Here is a 21,396-nt window from a genome sequence, read left to right on the forward strand (position 1 = left end):
ATCGGGGCCGGGGGAAGAGCGCGGTCGGTTTCGCCGCGAGCGCTCGGTGTGAGCGCTCGCGGATCCACCGACCCGGCGTTACCGGGCGAAGAAGAAACCGAATCCCGACCGCTCGTGCGCTGACTGTCCGCCGACACCGGCCCGCTGGGATTCGGGTGCCATAGGTCCCGCCTCTCGACGATACGCGAAAAAGCTTGCGCCCGGTGTGGCTCTCGTCGTGACCGACGGCGGTCGCTCCTTCCAATCGTGCTCGTTGCGGGCCGTGGTCGACCGTCGATTCGCGTTTTCGGACGGTACTCAAATTCGACTGCATCCCATACTTACATCGTAAAGAACTGCCGATATATTTACTACGGGGCGGCCGGTAGGCGGTCGCTCTCGAACACTACTGAAACTATGAGACGAACCAATCAGACGCTCTCAGACGTGGGTAGCACGGCGGCCGCGCTACGCAGCACGCTGTTCGCCCGATTCCCCTCGAGTCCGGGACGGGCGTGGAACGCACTGGTGTACAGTTCGGCGTATCTGTCGTTGATCGCGATGGCCGAGGTGGTCATCGTCTCGACCCTCCTCTCGCTGCCGCCGAGTCCGGCGGCGGTCGTCGTGGGGCTGGTCGTCTTCGCCGTCTACACCAACGACCGCCTCGCGGACGTCGATACCGACGTGATGTCGAACCCCGGACAGGCAGCGTTCGTCAGACGACATCGGGACGTTCTCTACGTGCTGGCATCGATCGCGTACGGGCTCGCGGTCGCACTCTCCGTCCTCGGCGGCCCGATCGCACTCGCGGTTGCCTTGCTCCCAGGCGTGTTCTGGGTGTGCTACGCCACGAACTGGATTCCCGGCAGCGGGAGCGTCGGCCGCGTCCAGCGGCTGAAAGACGTCTTCCTCGTCAATACGATCGTCGTCGCGCTCGCGTGGGCCGCGACCCTGACGTTGCTTCCGCTCGCGTTCGCCGGGGCCCCGATCACGATTCCAACGCTCGTCGTCTTCTCGTACTTCTTCCTTCGGGTGTTCACGAACACGGAGATCCCGAACGTCCGCGACGTCGACGGCGACCGCGCGATCGGCGTCCGGACGATTCCGGTCGTCTTCGGCGTCACTCGGACGCGCTGGATCCTCTCCGCGATCGATTGCTGTACGGCCGGACTCGTGGTGCTCGCAGTCTCCCTCGAGTTCCTCTCTCCCGCACACGCGCTCGCGCTCCTCGCCGGAATCGGCTACTCGCTCTCCGTCACGTCGTTGATCGGCCGGGTCGAGAACGAGCGACTGCTGGCGAAGGTCGCCGAATGCGAGTACCTCGTGGTCTTCGTCGTTCTCACCCTCGCCGTCTCGCTCTCCTAACAACTGCACACTTCCGTTCCCTTTCACGAAGGGATGACTTTCCCAGCACGTTTAATAGCGAACAGCGATATCTCCTCCGTATCTGTGTTCTCTATTACTATTTTGTCGACAATATTACTCGCAACCATTGCGATCGGAACGGCGGCGGCACTCCTCGCCTGGCGGGAACGACCCGAGCCCGGTGCAGTGCCGCTCGTCATCCTGCTCGCCGGACAGTGCTGGTGGTCGGCGTTCTTGCTCTTCGATATCGAGGCATCGACCCTCGGCGCGAAAGTCTTCTGGGCGGATCTCAGATGGATCGGCGTCGTCGCCATTCCGGTCGGCTGGCTGCTCTTCTCGCTGGAGTACACCGGTCGGGATCGGTACATCCAGCCGCGCTACGTTGCGCTCCTCTCGATCGTGCCGGTGCTCACCGTCGTCTTTGCACTGACTGACACCGGTTTGCTCTACGCGTCCTCGAGGGTGGTTCGCGAGGACGGTATGCTGTTGCTCAGCCGGACTCCCGGCCCCTGGTTCTGGATTATCACCGCCTACACGTACCTGCTGGGGCTGCTCGGTTCCGTTCCGCTCCTGGAACTGATCCGAGACGACTCGCTGCCGTTCAGGGGCCAAAGCGCCGCGCTTCTCATCGGCATTCTGGCACCGTGGGCGAGTAACGTTCTCTTTCTCGTCGGTGCTATCCCGGTCCCGGGCCTCGACCCGACGCCGGTCGCGTTTTCGATCTCCGGCGTCGCCTGTCTCGGCGCGCTCACGCGCTTCCAACTCCTGGGGAAGAGCCCGTCGCCGAACCCGCGTGCGCGTCGACTGCTCTTCGAGCGGATGCCGGACGGTGCCATCGTTACCGACGGCCACGACTACGTCGTCGAAATCAACGACGCCGGCGCTGACGTTCTGGGGACCGAACCCAGTCGCGTGCTCGGCAGGCCGCTTCAGGAGATCGCTCCCGACGACTCGCTGCTCCCGGCTGACGGATCGGTCGCGACGCGACGCTCGTTCAAGAGTCCGCACGACGGCCGGCTGTACGACGTGACGGCGACCGCTATTACCGACATCCACGACCGGACGATCGGCCACGTCATCACGTTCCACGATATCAGCGAACACGTTCGACAGCAACAGCGCCACGAAGTCCTGAACCGCGTCTTCCGGCACAACATCCGGACGGAAACGAACGTCATCAGCAGCTACGCCGAGTTACTCGCGGACGGGGACGATCAGGGCGCTGCCGACGAGATCACGGCGAGCGCCCGACGCATCGAAGAGCTGGGGGTCAAAGCCCGCGAAATCGTCGACGTCTTCGAACGAGGGCGGGACTCGATCGAAGCCGTCCCGCTCGAGTCGCTCCTCGCGGACGGAATCGCGACCGTCCGAGAGGAGTATCCGGACGCTCGCATCGACCGCGAACCGATCGCGGCCGATCTCTCCGTCGCCGGCGTCCTCGAGCCCGTGTTCGTCAACCTCATCGAAAACGGAATCGAGCACAACACCGGCCCGAACCCGTCCGTTCGAGTCGCGGTCGAATCGGACGGCAATCGGGTACGGATACGTATCGCGGATAACGGATCCGGGATCGACGACTACGAACGGTCTATCCTGGAGCGCGGAACGGAAACTCCGCTGGAACACGGTAGCGGTCTCGGGCTCTGGTTAGCCAAGTGGGGGGCCGAAATCGCCGGCGGTGAGGTGACGTTCGAGACGGACGATCCGACCGGTTCGATCGTTACCGTCGAAGTTCCAGTCGTGTCTCCGCCCGCCAGTCCGCCGGCCGAATCGGACGGAAATCCGTCGTAACGGCCGATGCGCTACTGATTCGAGAGCCGCGTCGTCTCGAGCGAGCCGGAATCGACCCACTCGAATCCCGACCGCTCGGTCGTCGCCGGCGCCTCGGGGACGTCGACGGGCGCACAGCTGTCGGCGAACTCGATGCGGGTCTCCTCGGACTCGACCGCGGGGAGCTCCGGCAGGAACTCGTCGTCCTCGAGTAGCCCCCGGACGGAGACGGCTCCGCCCGCGTCGAGCGCCGCGCCGAGCGCCCGGTAGCGGTCGTCGTCGGACTGGGGATCGAGCGCCGTCCCGAACGAGTCGTTGTCGATGCGCGCCGTCTTGCTGGTCCCCGAGAGCGTCCCGAATTCGTCCGCATTCGTCGCGTTTTCGTCGCTACTCGGTGTACTCTCCCCGTCGTCGAACACGGTCGTTTCCGACTCACAGTTCTCGGATCGCTTGTCGTCATCTTCCTGTCTCGAGACCGCGGGGGTGCCCCGAAGTTCGAAGCCGTCGATCTCGCTCGAGGGGGCCGACGCGGTCGATCGTTCCGACGCTTCCCTCGACGGGTGTGGGGATAACACGTCGCTCGAGACACGCTCGGACGCAGCCCCCGAGTCCGGCTCCGATCGCGCGGACGCTTCGGCCTCGTCGATGAGCGAGTCGACACTCGTCGTCGGATCGTGTGACTGGTCGGTGCCACGCTCGAGCGCCCACGGCGGCCAGGGACCGTCTCCGGCGGCGGGACCGTCGCCGTCGGCACCGAGACCGTCTCCGTCGGCACCGGAACCATCGCCGTCGAGTCCGGTCGCGTCGTCGGCCGCCGCATCGGGGACGTACGCCTCGAGTCCGTGGTCCGGACAGAGCGGTCGATCGACGGCCTCGATTCGCGGGCCGTAGCGATCTCGAAGCCGCTCGAGCGCACTCGTTTCGATCAGTGCGGCCCGCCAGCGGTCGACGCCCTCCGAGAGGAGGACGAACCGCGCGCCGGTTCCCGCGAGGACGCCGTCGTTGATCGTCCAGAGGACGGCGGGGAGGTTGTCGGTCCCCAGCGGCGTCTCGGGATACGTGACCGACGTCTCGCGGCGGCGGCCGCGGGGATCGGTGGCGGTGAGTTTCAGTCCGTCCTGCGTGTGTGAGATCGTGACCGACCAGCGGATCGACTCGAAAATCGCGGCGAGTTCGCCCTCGAGGTCGGCTTCCGAGTACCGAGCCGGGCAGGCCAGCCCGCGGTCGCTCCGCGTGATCGTCCGACGGAGCACCGTCCGCCGGTCGACGCCCGTCGAGAGCGTCTCGGCCAGCGCCGTCTCGAGGCTCTCGCCGTCGGACGAATCCGGTCCGAAATCCGCCGGCGTGACGCCGAACGCACCGAGCACGTCGGCGGGGACCAACAGGTCATCGTTCGACTCGCGGAAGGACCGGGCCATCGATAGTTTCGGGTTCCACGAACGGCCCTATATATCTTTGTCAGACGCTGAAAACGTATCATCACTTACGCCCGAAAAAACCTATCAGTTCAATCTCACCAGATCGCCAGCGCTCGTCAGTACCGTCCGGCGGATCGCCGCTCAGCGACGCCGCGGCGACTCGAGTTCGATGTCGGCCGCCTCGAGCAACTCTTCGACTTCCTCGCGTTTCTCTTGGTGTTCCTCGAGAAATTCACGCATGAGCTGGGCGGCCTGCTCCTTGCAGTCGCCACAGAGCCGTTCGCCGCCGACGCACTCGTCGTAGACGCGCTTGGCGAACTCGTCGTCGTCGCCGGCTAGCAGGTAGGCGTAGAGTTCGTAGACGGGACACTCGTCCGCTTTGCCGCCGAGTTCGCGCTGTTTCTCGGCCGTCTCACGGCCGCCGGTGGTTGCCGATTTCACCTTGTCGTAGCCGTCCTCGGGGTCGTCCAGCAGCGAGATGTGGCTCGCGGGAATCGAGGAGGACATCTTCCCGCCGGTCAGCCCGGTCATGAATCGGTGATAGATCGAGGACGGCGGCTGGAACCCGTAGCCGCCGTTGTCGACCTCGACCTGTCGGGCGAGTTCCTCGGCCTCGGCGCGATCGATCTCGAAGGCGTCGACGTGGCTCTCGTAGACCCGCTTTTCGCCGTCGACGGCGTCGATCAGCGCCTCGAAGGCGTCGTCGGTCGCCCGTCGGTCGAAAAATCGGGTCCGCGGCCGGATCGGTTCCATCCCCGCCTCGGTCAACTTCGTCAGGACCGAACTCAGCGTGTCCGCGCTGACCGAAAGTTCCGACAGCGGCGTCTCCTCGAGCGCCTCGGCGACGTGGACGCACCGAAGCGTATCGTCGTCGAAGTTGGCGGGCTCGAGTCGCTCGTAGAACTCGGCGACCAGTTCGCGCTCCTCGTCTTCGAGTTCGAAGCTGGCGTACGCTTCGGAGACTTTGAAGAAGCGCATCCGCTCTGCGAGATCCCGAGCCAGTCGGACGTGAGGATCCTGATCCGGACCGACGGGGATCACGGTCGGCTTGGGCTCCTCGAGTTGCGGGTAGAGGATGTCGGCCATCTGGGTGACGACCGACTGCATGTGCGAGACGTCGGTCTCGCCGTCGAAGCCGTAGATCGCCTGGAGCTCCGAGAAGTTGGCCTCCGCGCCGAGATCGAAGGCGAGATCCTGCACCTCGCGGTTAGTCGATTGGCGGTAGAGTTCCCCCTCCTCGGGGTCGAAGCCCAGCGCGAGCAGCGAGAGCAGATAATTCCGAGCGTGCTCGTCGATCTCGTCCCAGCTCATCCCGCGAGCCGAGTTGGCCTCGAGGTCGGCGATCAGGCCGTAGGCGTCGGCCCCCTGTTCTTGATGCCAGATGATCTCGTCGAAGACCAGTTTGTGGCCGATGTGCGGGTCCCCGGTGGGCATGAACCCCGAGAGGACGGCCGCGGGCTCGTCGTTCCGTAAGGCCTCGGCGACCGGTCGGTAATCCCGGTGGCCAAAGATGACCCCGCGTCGCATCAGGTAGTGCGGATTCGGCACCTGGTCGAGCAGTTCGTCGAACTCCTCGATGCCGAACTCCTCGAACAGCTTCCGGTAGTCGGAGACGCTCGAGGATCCCCAGGGGTCCAGCGCGACGTCGTCCGCTCCGGCGGCTCCGCCGTCGGAGCGGAGCTCCGACGAGGATCGCGATCCAGGGGATCGCTCACCCCCATCGGGTAACGGCTCCCCGGTCGTCGGTTCCCCTGGCTCGGACTCCTCGAGCGGGTCGTCTCCGGTCATTACGTGCGTTTTGGCTCGGCAGCGCGCAAAAACCTTCGGCTTCGCCGTCACCGAAATCTTCGATCGGCGAGAGTGAAGTGGATGCGCGTCGAACGTCTACTGACGATGCAGATTGACGTATTCGGGCGTGAGCGGGAGATCGACGAGTCGCGGATTACTGCGGAGCCGGAACTGATCCGCGAACAGCTGCGGGAGTACGAGGCCGGCGATCGGGGGACGTTCGACCTCGAGGTCGAGTTCCCCGACGGCTTTACGGGACGCGTTATGCGAGCGATGATGGCCATTCCGGCCGGCGAAACGCGAACGTACGGCGCGCTCGCGGACGACCTCGAGAGCGCACCGATCGCGGTCGGGCAGGCCTGCGGCCGCAATCCGATCCCCGTGATCGTTCCCTGTCATCGGATCGTCGGCGTGGACTCGCTCGTCGGCTACGGCGGGGGACTCGAGCTGAAACGGGAGTTGCTCGAGCACGAGGGGGCAGCGCTTCCGGGCGAGCCGTAGACATTCGCCGCTCGCCGTTGCCGTGTCAACGGGCGAGAGCCGCCGCGCGGCTGAATTGGTATATAGTAGCCACTGAAACGAGTCACACGCTGATCGCATCGCTGTCATGTGATCAGGTGTACAGTAACTTTCAGTGGCTACTATAGTCCATCCGCCCGACGGGTCGATCATGCCCGATTTCCCCATCCTCACTGACGGTGATGTCTACTCCGAGTTCGACTATGAGCAAGTCGTCGACGCCATGCGCGACGCGTTCGCGGAACGCGCTGCAGGAACGCTCGAGGCCCCGCCGCGCTGGCGCGTCGACGCCGGCGGGGGCGAGTTGGTGTTCACCGCCGGCTCCGCGACCGGGCCGGCGAACCTGACCGGATTCAGGGTCTACGAGACCCACCCCGGTACCGGCGACGAGCACACGGAACTGGTGGCCGTCTTCGATGCAACCACCGGCGCGTTCGCTGGCCTGTTCGTCGGGTTCGCGATTGGCGGGCTCCGGACCGGCGGTATCGGTGGCGTCGCAATCGACCGCCTCGCCCGCGAGGACAGTGAGACGCTCGGGGTTCTCGGCTCGGGGTTTCAGGCTCGAGCGCAGGTCGGTGCGGCGTGTGCCGCCCGCGACCTCGAGGAGGTCCTGGTCTACAGTCCGACCGCAGAGAGCCGCGAGTCGTTCGTCGAGACTACCGACGGCGAGGTCGAGCCGCCCGTCCGCGCGCTCGCCGATCCCGAACCGGTCGTCCGGGACGCGGACGCGCTCGTCTGTGCGACGAACAGCGAGGAGCCCGTTTTCGACCCCGACTGGCTCGAGCCCGGCACCCACGTCACGACGATCGGGCCGCGGTTCCGAGACGCCCACGAACTCCCGCTCGAGGTGGTCGACCGCGCCGACGCCATCGCGACCGATTCGCTCCCGCAGGTCGACGCCTACGACCGGCCGTACGTCGCGTCGGGCGACGACCGCGAGCGGATGGTCGAACTCGCCGACGTGCTCGAGAACCCGGAACTCGGCCGCCAGCGCGCGGACGACATCACGCTGTTCTGTTCGGTCGGGCTCGCAGGGACGGAGGTCGTGCTCGGCAAGACGTTCCTCGAGCGGTTCGCGTAGCTGACTCGCTACTATTTGCGGTGGCGCGCGCTGGCGATCCGTTCGAACGGTAGTGAGGACGGATCGATGACACTGTGCGAGGGATGAGCGAGCGAACGAAGTGAGGGAGTGAATCGGTTGGGGAGGGCGTGGCCACTCCGTGTTGCCAGTTCGAGCAGAACACTTCCCTCTGTCCTTTTCGCGGTAGAACGCACGTCTCCGCGGTCGGTAAGACTGCTAATTAGGGAGTCAACCGCTCGAGCGACCACCACTCTATCTCCGTCTCTCCGGCGGAATCGTCGCTGACCAGCGCGAACACCATCGTCTTCCGGACGCCGTGAGCGAGCCGAACGTCCAGCGCGAGATCCCGGGGCTCGAAGACGTACGCAGCGGGATGCACGCGAACCAACAGTTCGGAGTGACCGAGGTTCTCGACGGACTCCACGTCCGCATAGGTCCGGAAGTCAGCGCCGAATTTGTACCCCGTCTTGGGGACCACGCCGCGTTCGCGCAACTCGGTGTAGACGGTCAGCCGTCGCTCGAACCGCTCGCCCTCGACCTCGCGGCCCCGTTCGCGGACCGTCTCGGCCTCGAGCGCGAGCGCCCCCCGCTCGGCGAGATAGGTCGCCTCGAGCAGCGAACACTGCAGCGTCGGCTCGTCGTACTCTCGTCCCTCGAGGGGCTGGCCGTAGAACGTCTGCTCGTAGAGGGACAGCGGCGGCACCCAGACGACGACCCGATCGGCGAGCAGGTCGGCCTCGCAGTCCGCGGGCAGCGTGGCGTCGGCGCTCGACGTGCCGGTCGGATCTCGCCGCCCCACCTCAAAGTAGGTAATTTCGCTCTCCTCGTCGACGACCGCAAGCACGCCTTCTCGAAGTTCGGCGGCCGGAATGTCGGTCCGCTCGCCGATGATCCGCAGCGCGTAGGCGATCTCGCCGTCTCGAGGCCCCTTTCCTCGCGGGAAGACCGCGAAATCAGCCTCGCCGCTCGGCGGGTTCGGAACCCACGGCTCCGCGGCCGGCGAGAGGTAGAAGCCCCGCGACCGCAGGTCCGCGTAGACCAGAAATCGGACCCCGAAATCCTCGCCGGGCTCGCGGGCAACGAACTCCCGAAACCCGAGGCGTTCGCCGCCGGCGGCGTCGACGACCGCCTCGAGATCTCCCCGATACAGGAGGTGGGCCGCTTCGACCGGCGCGAGGGCGATCTCGTTGCCCTCGAGCGGATAGCCGTAGCCCCGCGAGTCGTGATAGCGCTGGCGCGCGTCGCCGCCCACGCGGACGACGCCGTCGTCGAACCGCCCCTCGAGTGCCATGGCCGGGGTTTTGCGGGCCGTGACTAAGTGGCTGCGGATCGATTCCCATTCGAGGGTGGTGGTGGGACGGACACTGCTGGGCGTGCGGGCTTGAGAACTGGGGGCGGGTTCAGGGGCATCTCTGCTGCAAACACCCTGAAAGCCCCTTTCAGTCCCACCCACTGCGGCAGCTGAGTAGCCGGCTATCGCATGGCGGCTGGTCGGTCTCGAATAGGTGGTCAGTCGTCCGCCACGGAGTCGGCCTCGAGCGCCCCCTCAAGCCCCCGATCGCAGGTCGCATCGAGACAGCGGGTGCCGCTGGCGGTCTCGAACGTCGGGAGCCCGCACTTGCATTCGCAGTCGACGACGCCGGCGGGGACGGCGAAGCCGGTATCGCAGTCGGGGTAGTGCTCGCAGCCGGCGATGAGGCCGCCCCGGCGGAGGATCCGGAGGTCGCCGTCGCAGTCGGGTTCCGGACACGCCCATTCGCGGTCGAAGGCCTGCTTGACCGCCGCGTCGAGGGACTCACAGCCTCGGTCGAGGCAGACGTTGAACGCCAGGCCGCGCTCGACGCGCATCTTTGGGAGGCCACAGTCACAATCACACTGCTCGTCACGGATCGTCGCGTCCGCGGGCACGCCGTAGCGGTCGCCACAGCCGACGCAGTGGACCCCGCTCGAGCGCACGAGCGCACCGCCGCAGTCGGGGCACGTCCCGATGGGCGTCCCGGCCGCCGAGGACGGGTAGTGGGCGAACCCGTCCTGATCGTGGGTGGCGATCCGCAGCGTCTGGGTCCCCTTCTTCGCGACGAGGGTGAAGCCGCCGGTGCGATCGCTCGAGACGCTGTCGGCGCGGGTCAGCCACGCGACGGGCTGGTAGCCGTCGGTGTCGTGGACGAGGATAGTGTTGTCGGGTTTGACGATCGTCGTAACCCGGCCGCGGTACTCCTGTCGGTCGTCGTCCTCGGCGATAACGGTGCAGTCGCCCGCGAGGACGCGGATCGCGTCGTCGATCATGGGCTGTCTGGCCGCGGGTTCGTACTTAAAGTCGCGGACGAACGGACGACGCCGTCCTATAGTAACAACTGCAACTATTTACACACTGATCGCACAGCTGTCGTGCGATCAGGTGTGCATTGACTTGCAGTGGCTACTATAGCCGGGTCGGGGTCGGGCGACTGACACACCCGCTGGCTCAGTCGAGACAGATGTACGTTCGCGTCGTCCCGACCCCCTCGAGCGGCCGAACGGTGTCGGTGATCGTCTCGAGGATATCGTGTGAGTCGTCGCCCGCTATCTCGACCATGACGTCGAAGTCGCCAGCGATGACGTGTGCGTCGATCACTCCCTCTGCATCGCACAGGGCCTGACACACTCCCTCGGCGGTTCCAGTTGCGGTATCGATCATCGTATACGCGTCGACCATTTCACCGCTCTACGGAACCGAGCGGCAAAAAACGGGTGTGCACCGGCTGCTGCTTCACGCTTCGCTCGACTCCGCTGCAGTCTCGTCGTCACCGCTGACGCCCACTTCATCGGTTAGATTGTCACCGCCGACATCGATCGGACTGCTGGGGTCGCGGTCGGGACCGAGCGACCGTTCACCGTCGTCCCCGGCGATCGAGTGAGCGATTTCCGCGGTCTCGGGTCCGCCGAGGTCGCCGGCGCGATCTCGCAGCGTTCTAATCGAGTCGACGTCGATATCGTGCGAAGCGAGCACTGCATCGGGGAGTCCGGTCGCGGTCGTCTCGGCCGTCGCCGCCTGTCGCTCGAGGGTTCGCATTCTGACGACGGTCGTCGCGACTTCTGCACGATAGCGCCCCTCGCTGATCTCGCCGGCCTCGCGGGACTCGTTCAGGTCCTCGAGTCTCCCCTCGAGTTCGGCGAGGCGCGCGTCGGTCTCGTCGAACTGCGCGGCGACGACGGCCGCTTTCGACTCGTTGGTCTCCGCGTTCGCGATTCGGACGCCGAAGGCCCGTTCCGAAACGTCGCCCTCGATTTCGGCGTTCTGGACGCCGACGGCGGCTGCGAACTGTTCACCGGGTTTGATCGACTCGTTTCCTGCCTCGGAGTCGCTTGCCGCCTGTCCGTTCGCGCTTGAGGAAACGCTCGCTGCGGCGAGGGGGACCGCAACCATCGCGACGACGAGTACCGCTGCCAGCGTGATCGATATGGTTCGATTCATTGGTGCTAGTTGTCTGTCCGTAGTGATAGACACTCGAGTCGATGACTTGGGTTCATCGACGGTTTCCGCCATTCAACGCCGTTTTCGATCCGTTGCCGTCCGGCGATTTCGCCGGTTTCGCTGGTTTCGACCGTCCCGGTTCGCTCGGTGACCCTGACTCGACGGAGACTCGATTTCGTCTCAGTCATTTTCGTCACCGCCGGTATTCGTCATGACTGGATCGTCCGCGTCGGGGAGCGAGAGCACGTTTTCGCGACCGAGACGGAACGACTCGAGTTCCCCCGCATCGCGGAGCGCGCTGACCACTTTACTGGTCTTCGCGTCGGTCCAGTCGAGTTCTTCGACAACTGCCTGCTGTTTCATCCGGCCGCCGTTCTCTTCGACGAGCCGGAGGACCTGTTCTTCGTTGGTGAGGAGCGCCGGATCCGGCGCTGCGGTCGCACTCGAGCCCGCCGCATCGTCAGTCGTCGCCGACGCCGTCGCGGATTCCGAACCGGTGCTTGGGGCGGATTCTGGGTGGGTCCCAGGCGCTGAACTTCCGCCTTCGTTGGTCGTCTGTCCCTCCCCGGACGTGCGGTTGCGGTACCACCAGATACCGCCAGCGCCGAGGCCAGCCACGACGACCGCGATTCCTGCGATCATCGCCGCGTTGGCACCGGTCCCACCGCCGGCGCTGGTAACGACGACTCGCGGTTCGCCGGAGACGAAGTCCGTCTCGCCGCCCCGCCAGATCACCGCGTTCTCGCGTTCGTCGTCCGGATCGGGCGCGACCGACGTTCGCTCGTAGCCGTCGGGCCACTCGAGTAGCAATCGGGTCCCGTCGTCGAGATAGATTCCCTCGACAGCGTCACCGGCGCGGAGCTCCTCGCCCTCGACGGCGGCGAACCCGTCCCAGCGGAACGTGTATCTGACGACGCCGTACTCGCGTGCAAGCGACTGTCGCGCGGTACTCACGCCGAACTCGTCTGCGGCCATCTCGCGGCCCGTCGCGTTGCTCGCCGCGCCGACCGTCTCGTCCATCCGGTCGGCGAGGCTCTGCGTGTAATTGTCGGGATCGTCCCGAATGTCCGATTGCAGCGATTCGAACGCCGTCGTGCTCTCGTTGTCGTCGAGGCGAACCCAGAACTCGAGCGTCCACTCGGCGGTCCCGTCGGGCTCGAGTGCGACGTCCATTCGGACCTCGTCCGCGTCGATCTGGTCTTGCTGGAGCGTAAACGGACTCGGTTGGGGCTGGCCGGCGTTCGTGGTTCCGGTGGCAGCGACGGCGACGACTGGTCCCGATCCGCAGAGGAGCGCCGCGGCGACCACGATCGCGACGCCGGCGCGAACGTTCATACGTGTCGGTACTTGCCACTTCGCTTAAAACATGCGAAAGTCCTAATACGGCGTGTAACTGCCCGTAAACGCCCTATCGGTCGATTCAGTTCGAAACTGAAAAATTCACGTCACTTCTCGTTGTCGTTCAGTCCGGGCGCACCGCTACTGGCAGTGAGATCCCGAACGACTTCGCCGAGCGAATCGATTCGATCCGATTTGAGCCGAGTGCCGATCGGTTGCGGCCGACTGCGGGTCACTACGTGCCGGGAACGCCGAACGCTCCGACGCCGAGGCCGAGGACGGCGTTGAGAACTAGGAGGATGACGAGCGCGGCGAGCCAGGCGATGAGCCCGATGGCCGCAGCCGTTCCCCAGCCGCCGGGGTACCGCCAGTTGATCACCCAGACCCAGGCGATCAGTGCCAGTATCGGGCCCAGAAGCGGTATCCACGACGTTAGCGCCCATGCGATCGCTCCGAGGAGGGCCGTGACAGTCGCGTGTGAATAGTCATCGACGTCGACGATGAGCCGAGCGCTGACGAATATCGCCAACCCGCCGATGAGCAGTGCGACGACGAAGGCGACGAGTGATCCGATTACGGAGACCATGTGACACACGTCACCGTCCAGACGATTATATCAATCCCTTTCAGTACCGCCGCTGGCGCGTCGACGGTGGCTGAACCGTCAGCGTGGAGGGTTCGGTGGAGGAAAGCGTCAGCGGGGGAGGCTCGGTGGGAGGAAGCGTCAGCGGGAACGCGTTTCAGGCACCCGGCACACCGAGTGCCGAAACCGAACCGATACCCACCAGCTCGAGGGCCGCGAGGACGACGACGGCCGCCGCCCAGGCGGCGATACCGATCGCGCTGGATCCGATCCAGCCGAGTCGGTAGCGCCACTTGACGACCGCGACCCAGGCGACGATCGCCAGCAGCCCGCCGAGTAGCGGTATCGGCTCGAGGAGTGTCCAGACCAGCGCGCCGAGCAGTGCGGTCAAAACCGCGTGGCCGTAGTCTCGAGCGTCAGCCACGACGCGGGCGGCGACGTGAAGGGCTAGACCGCCGACCAGCAGGCTCACGGCGAACGTCAGCAACCGGTCCTCGAGACCGCTCGTCATCGGCGAAACCGGGGCGGACATGGGGAGTCAGTTATGCGTCAGACTGTTCGTCACTATCGGACGACTCGTTCTGTTCGTCGTCATCGGTCTGTTCGCCGTCGTCGGTCTGCTCGTCGTCATCGGTCTGCTCGTCGTCATCGGTCTGCTCGTCGTCGTTCTGCGCGTCGCCTTCGTCGGTGTCGTCAGCCTCGTCGCTCTCGTCGACATCTTCGCTTTCGTCGGCGTCGTCAGCTTCGTCGTCATCCGGCGTCACCGCGCTAACGGCGTCGCCGAGCGTGCCCTCGAGGTTACCGTTCAGGAACGACGAAATTCGGTCGTGGATCTCGGACACGTGATCGGGGACCTGATCAGGGCGGTCGACGGCGGGCCCCTGTCCGTTCCGTTCGTCGGCGGCACCACCGGCAGCGGCTCCGTTCTCGCTTCGATCCTCGCGTTCGTCTCCGTTCGCTTCGTCGGTGCTATCCACGCCCCCGTCTACGGAGACGGGTGCACTTCCGGGCGCTGCAGCGGCGAAGCCGGTTGCCGCGATCAGTACTGCGCAGGCAGCTGCGATGAGCGTTGTTCGTTTCATGGCTTGCATCCGACTCTCGGTGGCCGGATGGACTTGAAGGGGGGACGTCGTGAACTCGCTTTTCGAGTGTTTGCAGCCGTTTGGCGGACGTTTTCGTGGATTTGAGCCCGTTCAACGCGGATCGAATCGGATCGCACCGGTAACGATCGGCGGGTGACGCCGTCCCGACGAATCCGAGGGGCCGACGCGGCGGCGGGTGGACGACCGCGGACAGCGGCGTCCGGGCCGCCGTCGAGGGCGGGAGCCTGCCCGCGGCGGTCGCCGAGCGCGCCGCCGCCGGCGCGACCGTCGCCTCGATCTGTACCGGCGCGATGGTGCTGGCCGAAGCGGGCCTGCTCGAGGGACGGCCCGCGACCACTCATCGGGTCGCGATCGAGGACCTCGAGGCCACCGCTGGAGAGGTGGTCGACGCGCGCGTCGTGGACGACGGCGACGTGCTCACCGCCGGGGGCGTGACCGCGGGGATCGATCTGGCGCTGTGGCTCCTCGAGCGCGAGTTCGGCGCGGCGATCGCCGCGGCGGTCGAAACGGAGATGGAACACGAACGCCGCGGCGAGGTCGTCGACTAACGCGTTCCCGTCTCGCCCCGCCATTGAGCGGGTTCCGTCCGCTGGGTCGGCCAGTTGCTGGCCGACCGGTACAGCGGCCCTCCGTCTCGAGTGCGTTGACCGAGGGAAACGATACCGAACGTGGAGAGTTGCTGACCGCTGGCTCCGAGCAACATTCCGGCGACGACGTGGGACATCGTCCGGGCTCGAGCGACCGGACACTGAGCCGACGTATTCAGTAGACTCAAGGGAACATGACCGTTGCTGTAAGACAAGGACATCCAATGAAGATATCCGACCAACTTCTCTGTCTGTTTTCCGGACAAGTAGAGGAGCAAGACGAGTCATATGTTATCGAGGTCCCGAAACGAGAACTTCGACTCGGCGATGTCGACGAGGGACAGTCGTACCGAGTCGCCGTATTGTCTTCCTCGACGGACTCGAACGAGGGGTCCCAACAGGAACCCGAAGCGGAGACGGAACGTGACGCAGTGGCGCCGACGGACCAGCGATCGTCCCAGACACACGGCTCGCTGGAACCGCCCGTCGAAGCGGGCGAAACACGGACGGTGGAGATCGAGGACGTCGGCGATCAGGGAGACGGCATCACGCGCGTCGAGCGCGGGTTCGTCGTCATCGTTTCCGGGACGGACAAAGGGGAACGGGTGCGGATAGAAATTACGCAGGTACAGGAAAACGTCGCGTTCGCCGACGTGGTGGAACGACTGGATTACTACGAGTAGCGCTCGAGTGCGTCGGCCGCCGATCCGTCAATCGGGTGCCGAGGAACGCGTTCGGCGGAGCGGGATCCGATCCGTTCGAACGGCCCCGTCTCGTCCCCGTCACGCCCACCGGTGCCTGCCAAACGGCTATACACGGGGATCGAATAGCCCGGCATACATGACTGCTGTACTCTTCGATATGGACGGGGTGCTCGTCAACAGCGAAGACTACTGGGTCGACTTTCAGCGAGAGGAGCTCTTCCCCGCGGCCGTCCCCGACGAGGACGTGGATCTCGCGGAGACGAGCGGGATGAACTTCCGGGAGATCTACGACTACCTCGAGGCGGAGTACGGAACCGCCATCTCCCGCGAGGAGTTCGTCCGGCGGTTCAACGAGGCCGCCGAGGAGATCTACACCGAGCGCGCCGAAGCGTTCGACGGACTGCACGACCTCCTCGCCGAACTGGACGACTGCGGCGTCCCCACGGCGCTCGTTTCGTCGTCGCCACACGACTGGATCGGCATGGTCCTCGAGGAGTTCGATCTCGAGGGCTCGTTCGCCCGCGTGATCAGCGCCGACGATATCGACGCCGCGAGCAAGCCGGCTCCCGACGTCTTCGAGCACGCGGCGGACGAAATCGGCGTCCCGGCCGAGGCGTGCATCGTCGTCGAAGACTCGGCGAACGGGATCGAGGCGGCCGCTCGAGCCGGAACCGTCGTGATCGCGTATCGGATCGCCGCCCACGGCGACATCGATCGGTCGCCGGCCGACGAGGTCGTCGATTCGCCCGCCGAACTGCGAGCGCGTGTCCTCGGACTGGCGGATTGTGAGTAACAGCATCGAACTGGCCGAGCGGGAGTAGCGGTGTCGAATACTCCTCCCTATCGGCCGTCGACCGCACTCGGCTATCGAACGTTGACCGTCCGACTCGATTCGATCGGAATCAGCGGCGTCTCGGGGAAGGCGACGCTGACGGTGAACTCGAGTTCCTCGGCGTCGGCACCGAAAACGCCGACGGGAACGGTCTCCTCGTTACGCAGGTAGGGGTTCGTACTCGTCATCTCCACGTCATTGACCGTCACCCGGATGCCGGCGCGGGCGGGTTCGCCGACGTTTCGGACCGTGACCTCACAGACCTCGTTCTCGCCCGTCGCGACGCTGTCGGGGAACTGCCCCCACTCGATTTCGACCGCGGGGAGCGATTGGGCGCCCTCGGCGACGCGCTCGGCGACGCCCTCCGAGAGGTCGGCGTCGACGAGCCCTTCGACGCCCGCGTCGATGATGTCGCCGGGCGTCGATAGCCCCTCTTTCGCGAGTTTGCTCGCGCGACCCGGGCCGACGCCGTCGATGGCGGTCAGCCCGACGGCGTCCTCCGCGACGCCGTTCTCGATGCGGGCCTCCACCTGCCGCGCGAGGTTCGCGGCGTGAGGTCCGACGAAGCGATCGAGGAACGCCCCGAGCGCCGAGAGGAGCCGCGTTGCGTTCTGTCGGATGACCCACGCGTCGCTGCGCAGTTCCGACGGGGTCGAGCCGCTGGCCGCCCCGCGGAGGATCGCGAGCACCTTCCGCTCGCCCGCGTCGAGGTCCTCCGTGTCCTCCCCCACGAGCACCGCGTTGACCGCGTCGCGTTCGTCCTGTCGGGCCGACACCGAGTCGAACTCCTCGGCGGTCGCGACCGCCGCGAGGATGTCGCTCGCCTCGAGTTCGTCGTTCCCCTCGCTCCCGACGCGATCGCACAGCGCTGCGAAGCGGGCCGCCGTATCGAGTCTGAGGTAGTACTTCGAGGTCAACACGCCCCGCGCCGTCGCCTCGATCGAGAGGTCCTCGCCGGTCTCGACGAAGCCCCGCTCGACCAGCCCCTCGAGGCAGTCTCGCACCCGCTGGCGGAGATTGGGGAAGTCGTAGTCGTCGGGTTTCGACTGGCCGCGAACGTAGTAAAACGTCGTCTCGAGCCAGTCCATCACGTCCTCGAGATCGGTGATGGTCCCCATCGCGATCTCGGCGTTGAGGTGGGTCTCGAGGCTCTCGGCCAGTCGGGACTCGATCTCCTTCCCGTCGCGGAGCAGTCGGCGGTACTTGTCGGCCTCGGCCGAATCACAGACCACCCAGCCGTAGCCGATATCGTCGTACCCCGGTCGCCCGGCGCGACCGAGCATCTGGAGCACGTCCAGCGGACTCATGTCGACCTCGCCCTCGAGGGGGTCGTGGAGTTTCGTGTCCCGAATCACGACGCAGCGAGCGGGCAGGTTGACGCCCCAGGCCAGCGTCGAGGTGGAGAAGAGGAGTTCGATGTGGCCCTGTTTGAACCACTCCTCGACGAGGTCCCGGTCGTTCTTCGAGAGGCCGGCGTGGTGGAAGGCGACCCCGTCGAGCGCCGATTTGCGGAGCGTGTCGTTCTCGAGGTCCTTCGATTCGGTATGGAAATCGTAGTCGCCGCGAGCCCCCATCGGAATGTCCCGCTCGGCGATCTCGTCTCTGGCCTTCTTCGCGGCCTGAACGGTGTCCTGTCGGGAGGAGACGAAGACGAGCGACTGGCCGTCCTCCCGGAGGTGGGGCTCCGCGAGGTCGAGGGCTCGATACAGCCGGCGGTACTTGTCGGCGAAGGAGTTGTCGCCGTGGGTGTAGGTCTTGACGCCCGCGTTGAGGTCGACGGGTCGATACTCCTCGCCGAACTCGAAGGTGGTCTCCTCGGGCGCATCGAGCCACGCCGCAACGTCGTCAACGTTCGGCATCGTCGCCGATAGCGCGATGATTCGGGGTTCGCAGAGCCGCCGGAGCCGGGAAATCGTCACCTCGAGCACCGATCCCCGCCGATCCGCGTCCAGCAGGTGCACCTCGTCGATGACGCAGACGTCGATGTCGGTGACGAAGTCGTATCGTCGAGAATCGTGTTTGCGGGTCGCCGAGTCGAGTTTCTCGGGGTCATCACGAGGATGTCCGCTCGACGCGCGCGCCGGGGGTTCAGGTCGCGCTCGCCGGTGACGACGTACACCGAGTACTCGAGGTCCTCGAAGCGGTCCCAGTCGTCTTCCTTCTCGTTGGTCAACGCTCGCATTGGAGCGATAAACAGCGCCGTGCCGCCGTCGGCGAGCGCCTTGCAGATCGCCAGTTCCGCAAGCGCCGTCTTCCCCGAGGCCGTGGGCGCGCTCGCGACCACGTTCTCCTCGGACTCGAGCAGTGCGGGCAGTGCCTCGCGTTGCATTCGGTTGAACTCCTCGAAGGCAAAGGCGTCGGCGAATTCGGGGAGAACCTCGGCGACCTCCATCACACGGTAAGGGGGAGTGCCGGGTCAAAGGCGTTTCCTTCGAGTCGCCGAACCTACCGGTCGGCGAAAAGGACGGCCAGCGCCGCCCCGCTCGTGGCGAACACCAGCGGGTAGAGGATACCGCCGAGGAGGACAGCGGGGACAAGGGCCGGCTCCACGCTGAACCCAAAGACGGTTCCCTCGGCGCTGGTCTCGGCGACGAGCGCGCCGATCCCCATCACGATCGCGTAGCCGACCGTCACCGGCGCACCGACCGCGACGGCCTCGCCGAAATCGGTCGCGTTCAGGCGAAGCGCCAGCAGCGCGCCCGCGCCGAGGAGTACGAGCGGCGGAATAAGGTACAGCAAGTCGGCGTTCGCCGCGCTCGACTCCGCGATGAGGTTCATGGTTCCCGTCCCGCCGAACGGCCCAAACGAGCCGCTGGCCTCGATATCGACCAGATGCCCGCTATAGAAGTACCAGGCGACCCCCTTCCACGTGGCGACGTCGCCGTCGAAGGCCTCCCGCACGTCGCTCCCGATCAGGAGGTACGTCAGGAGGTAGCCGATCGCGGCCGCGAGGACGCCCAGCCCCGCGCTCGCGGCGATACTCGAGCCCCGCGATACTGATCCCTCTTCGGCCGTTATCAGCTGTGAAGACATTGTGCCTTCTAGGACCTCGTTGATCTAATGAGCTTTGGTTTTCCGACTGTTCTAAGCATGTCACCGACCGCTCGAGCGTCTCCCTGCCAGCGAAGGACGGTCGACGACGCTCCTCCCGGATTCACCAAGCGTCGCTCAGATGGCCGTTCCATCCGTCGCGATGTCTTCGAGTTGGTCGCTGAGTCGGCTACTCGCCCGTTCGGGCTTGGGGACGCGTTCGAAGGTCAGCTCCGGATCGCCGGAGCCGGCGGTGTAGACGGTCAGGTCGCCATAGCCCAGCAGGCGGCCGATCCCCGACTGGCGAAGACTGGTGTTCTGGACACGCTCGAGGCGAAACTGGGTGACGTCCCTCGAGATGATCCCGCGTTTCTTGTAGAGCTCCGAGGAGGTGATGACGTAGCGGGTGTTCGTCCAGACGAGATAGCGGACGGACGCGACGACCGCGCCGACGGCGATCAGGAGGACGCCGACTATCGTCAGGATGCCGATGCCGTCGGTCCCGCTCCAGCCGGCGACGAGAAAGCCAATGAGCGCGAGCGCGACCCCGATCGGCAGTCCGGTCCCCATCGAGATCGGGTGGGGGCGGCTCTCCCAGACGATATTCTCGTCGTCGCTGATGTGAAACCAGTCTGGTGTCGAGCCGAAGGCCATCGGCCGCGCCTATTCCGTAGCCGTCCGTAAAGCTATCGGGAGAACGGACCGATTAACGGCGCTGTAGCTGAGTGTCTGCCGTTTTGACGGCACATATTGGCCCCGCTATCGCGACGCCGGCCGGGGGACCACCACTGTTTTTTACTGCGCGGGCCGATGATCCCGTATGAGCCGCGTGCGAAAGCCCGACTGGCTGAAGAGCCGCCCGCCGTCGGGCCGGGAGTTCGCCGGCATCCGGGAGACGCTGCGCGAGTACGACCTGCACACCGTCTGCGAGGAGGCCAACTGCCCGAACCTGGGCGAGTGCTGGTCGGGCCGAGCCGGTCCCGACGGCACCGCGGGGCCCGGCGACGGCACCGGCGACGCCAGCGGCGGGACGGCGACCTTCATGCTGATGGGCGATCGCTGCTCTCGAGCCTGCAACTTCTGCGACGTGAAAACGGGCGGGATGGAGTCACTCGATCCCGACGAACCCGCAAACGTCGCCGGTGCGGTCGCCGAGATCGGCCTGGATTACGTCGTCCTGACGAGCGTCGACCGCGACGACCTCCCGGATCAGGGCGCGGGCCACTTCGCCCAGACGATCCGCGAAATCAAGGACCGTCATCCGGGCATCCTCGTCGAAGTTCTCATTCCGGATTTCCAGGGCGACGAACGCCTCGTCCGGAAGATCATCGACGCCGAACCGGACGTGATCGCACACAACGTCGAGACCGTCGAGCGCCTGCAGTTCCCCGTTCGCGATCGGCGCGCGGGCTACGAGCAGTCCTTATCAGTGCTCGAGCAGGTCGAGCGCGAGTCCGATATCTACACGAAGACCTCGATCATGCTCGGCCACGGCGAGTACGACCACGAGGTCTACCAGACGCTGGCCGACCTGCGCGAGCGCGGCGTCGACATCGTCACGCTGGGACAGTACCTGCGCCCGTCGAGAGACCACCTCGAGGTCCAGCGGTACGACCATCCCCACAAGTACGAGACGTGGCGACGCGTCGCCGAGAACGAGTTAGGGTTCCTGTACTGTGCGAGCGGCCCGATGGTTCGGTCGTCGTACAAGGCGGGAGAACTGTTCGTCGACGCCGTGTTGCGCGAGGGGAGGAGCGTCGCAGAGGCGCGAGCCGATGCGCGCCGCTCGACTCCGGAGCGCTCCGAGTCCTGAGCGGTGACCCCGAGACAGTTTCTCAGCCGCAA

Annotated in this window: 20 protein-coding genes and 2 pseudogenes; 8 read left to right on the plus strand and 14 right to left on the minus strand. The window is 65.8% G+C overall.

The annotated features are described in order from the left end of the window. Window positions 1-396: 396 nt before the first annotated feature. On the plus strand, window positions 397-1,344 hold the full coding sequence (locus CP556_RS08445) for a UbiA family prenyltransferase (RefSeq protein ID WP_098725213.1): 948 nt from the start codon (window positions 397-399) through the stop codon (window positions 1,342-1,344). Between the two features lie 102 nt (window positions 1,345-1,446). Continuing rightward, the gene (locus CP556_RS08450; RefSeq protein ID WP_255291429.1) at window positions 1,447-3,135 is read left to right on the plus strand and encodes a histidine kinase N-terminal 7TM domain-containing protein; all 1,689 of its coding nucleotides are present in this window, start codon (window positions 1,447-1,449) and stop codon (window positions 3,133-3,135) included. 11 nt (window positions 3,136-3,146) lie between these two features. Here CP556_RS08450 and CP556_RS08455 read toward each other — a convergent pair whose 3' ends face one another. Beyond that, on the minus strand, window positions 3,147-4,532 hold the full coding sequence (locus CP556_RS08455) for a hypothetical protein (protein ID WP_098725214.1): 1,386 nt from the start codon (window positions 4,530-4,532) through the stop codon (window positions 3,147-3,149). Window positions 4,533-4,673: 141 nt separating this feature from the next. Further along, window positions 4,674-6,320 (minus strand): tryptophan--tRNA ligase, encoded by a 1,647-nt coding sequence (locus CP556_RS08460; protein WP_098725215.1) that lies wholly within the window; start codon window positions 6,318-6,320, stop codon window positions 4,674-4,676. Window positions 6,321-6,425: 105 nt separating this feature from the next. Between CP556_RS08460 and CP556_RS08465 the strand changes: the two genes are divergently transcribed. Both CP556_RS08465 and CP556_RS08470 read left to right on the plus strand, forming a co-directional pair. After that, window positions 6,426-6,821, plus strand: a complete 396-nt coding sequence (locus CP556_RS08465) for a methylated-DNA--[protein]-cysteine S-methyltransferase (protein WP_098727334.1) — start codon at window positions 6,426-6,428, stop codon at window positions 6,819-6,821. 169 nt (window positions 6,822-6,990) lie between these two features. After that, window positions 6,991-7,920, plus strand: coding sequence for an ornithine cyclodeaminase family protein (locus tag CP556_RS08470; protein ID WP_098725216.1), 930 nt, complete (start codon window positions 6,991-6,993; stop codon window positions 7,918-7,920). Between the two features lie 220 nt (window positions 7,921-8,140). On the opposite strand, the gene endA is transcribed toward CP556_RS08470, so the two are convergent. From endA to CP556_RS08515, 8 genes are all read right to left on the minus strand, one after another. After that, window positions 8,141-9,211: a tRNA-intron lyase gene (gene endA / locus CP556_RS08475; RefSeq protein ID WP_098725217.1), complete on the minus strand. Its 1,071-nt coding sequence runs from the start codon at window positions 9,209-9,211 to the stop codon at window positions 8,141-8,143. A 218-nt stretch (window positions 9,212-9,429) separates the two neighbouring features. Beyond that, a complete protein-coding gene (locus CP556_RS08480; protein WP_098725218.1) occupies window positions 9,430-10,206 on the minus strand; it encodes a DUF91 domain-containing protein in 777 nt (258 codons plus the stop codon). Between the two features lie 178 nt (window positions 10,207-10,384). Next, window positions 10,385-10,615: an Lrp/AsnC family transcriptional regulator gene (locus tag CP556_RS08485; RefSeq protein WP_098725219.1), complete on the minus strand. Its 231-nt coding sequence runs from the start codon at window positions 10,613-10,615 to the stop codon at window positions 10,385-10,387. A 54-nt stretch (window positions 10,616-10,669) separates the two neighbouring features. Beyond that, window positions 10,670-11,374, minus strand: coding sequence for a hypothetical protein (locus CP556_RS08490; RefSeq protein ID WP_098725220.1), 705 nt, complete (start codon window positions 11,372-11,374; stop codon window positions 10,670-10,672). Window positions 11,375-11,554: 180 nt separating this feature from the next. Further along, entirely contained in the window at window positions 11,555-12,709 is a 1,155-nt protein-coding gene (locus tag CP556_RS08500; protein ID WP_098725222.1) for a DUF7345 domain-containing protein, read from the minus strand. A 238-nt stretch (window positions 12,710-12,947) separates the two neighbouring features. Next, window positions 12,948-13,298 carry a hypothetical protein gene (locus CP556_RS08505; RefSeq protein WP_098725223.1) on the minus strand — a complete coding sequence of 117 codons (351 nt, stop codon included), beginning with the start codon at window positions 13,296-13,298 and terminating at the stop codon, window positions 12,948-12,950. 154 nt (window positions 13,299-13,452) lie between these two features. Beyond that, on the minus strand, window positions 13,453-13,827 hold the full coding sequence (locus CP556_RS08510; protein ID WP_098725224.1) for a hypothetical protein: 375 nt from the start codon (window positions 13,825-13,827) through the stop codon (window positions 13,453-13,455). A gap of 10 nt (window positions 13,828-13,837) precedes the next feature. After that, on the minus strand, window positions 13,838-14,377 hold the full coding sequence (locus CP556_RS08515; RefSeq protein ID WP_098725225.1) for a hypothetical protein: 540 nt from the start codon (window positions 14,375-14,377) through the stop codon (window positions 13,838-13,840). 188 nt (window positions 14,378-14,565) lie between these two features. Here CP556_RS08515 and CP556_RS08520 point away from each other — a divergent pair. After that, window positions 14,566-14,946, plus strand: a pseudogene (locus tag CP556_RS08520) (DJ-1/PfpI family protein); the annotation flags it as partial. Here CP556_RS08520 and CP556_RS25250 read toward each other — a convergent pair. Beyond that, window positions 14,943-15,122, minus strand: coding sequence for a hypothetical protein (locus CP556_RS25250; protein WP_141551652.1), 180 nt, complete (start codon window positions 15,120-15,122; stop codon window positions 14,943-14,945). The pseudogene CP556_RS08520 and the gene CP556_RS25250 overlap by 4 nt on opposite strands. 87 nt (window positions 15,123-15,209) lie before the next feature. Here CP556_RS25250 and CP556_RS08525 point away from each other — a divergent pair, with 87 nt between their 5' ends. Beyond that, window positions 15,210-15,668 carry a TRAM domain-containing protein gene (locus CP556_RS08525; RefSeq protein WP_098725226.1) on the plus strand — a complete coding sequence of 153 codons (459 nt, stop codon included), beginning with the start codon at window positions 15,210-15,212 and terminating at the stop codon, window positions 15,666-15,668. A gap of 157 nt (window positions 15,669-15,825) precedes the next feature. Beyond that, window positions 15,826-16,482, plus strand: coding sequence for an HAD family hydrolase (locus tag CP556_RS08530; protein ID WP_098725227.1), 657 nt, complete (start codon window positions 15,826-15,828; stop codon window positions 16,480-16,482). A 71-nt stretch (window positions 16,483-16,553) separates the two neighbouring features. On the opposite strand, the pseudogene CP556_RS08535 reads toward CP556_RS08530, so the two are convergent. From CP556_RS08535 to CP556_RS08545, 3 genes and pseudogenes are all read right to left on the minus strand, one after another. Beyond that, window positions 16,554-18,913, minus strand: a pseudogene (locus CP556_RS08535) (DEAD/DEAH box helicase). A gap of 53 nt (window positions 18,914-18,966) precedes the next feature. Further along, window positions 18,967-19,554 (minus strand): DUF7978 family protein, encoded by a 588-nt coding sequence (locus CP556_RS08540; RefSeq protein WP_098725228.1) that lies wholly within the window; start codon window positions 19,552-19,554, stop codon window positions 18,967-18,969. 135 nt (window positions 19,555-19,689) lie between these two features. Continuing rightward, complete coding sequence (locus CP556_RS08545; RefSeq protein WP_098725229.1) at window positions 19,690-20,205, minus strand: PH domain-containing protein; 516 nt, start codon at window positions 20,203-20,205, stop codon at window positions 19,690-19,692. Window positions 20,206-20,371: 166 nt separating this feature from the next. On the opposite strand from CP556_RS08545, the gene lipA reads away from it, so the two are divergent. Further along, window positions 20,372-21,364: a lipoyl synthase gene (gene lipA / locus CP556_RS08550; RefSeq protein WP_098725230.1), complete on the plus strand. Its 993-nt coding sequence runs from the start codon at window positions 20,372-20,374 to the stop codon at window positions 21,362-21,364. Window positions 21,365-21,396: the final 32 nt, after the last annotated feature.

It is taken from the genome of Natrinema sp. CBA1119 (assembly GCF_002572525.1).
Lineage (GTDB): Archaea > Halobacteriota > Halobacteria > Halobacteriales > Natrialbaceae > Natrinema.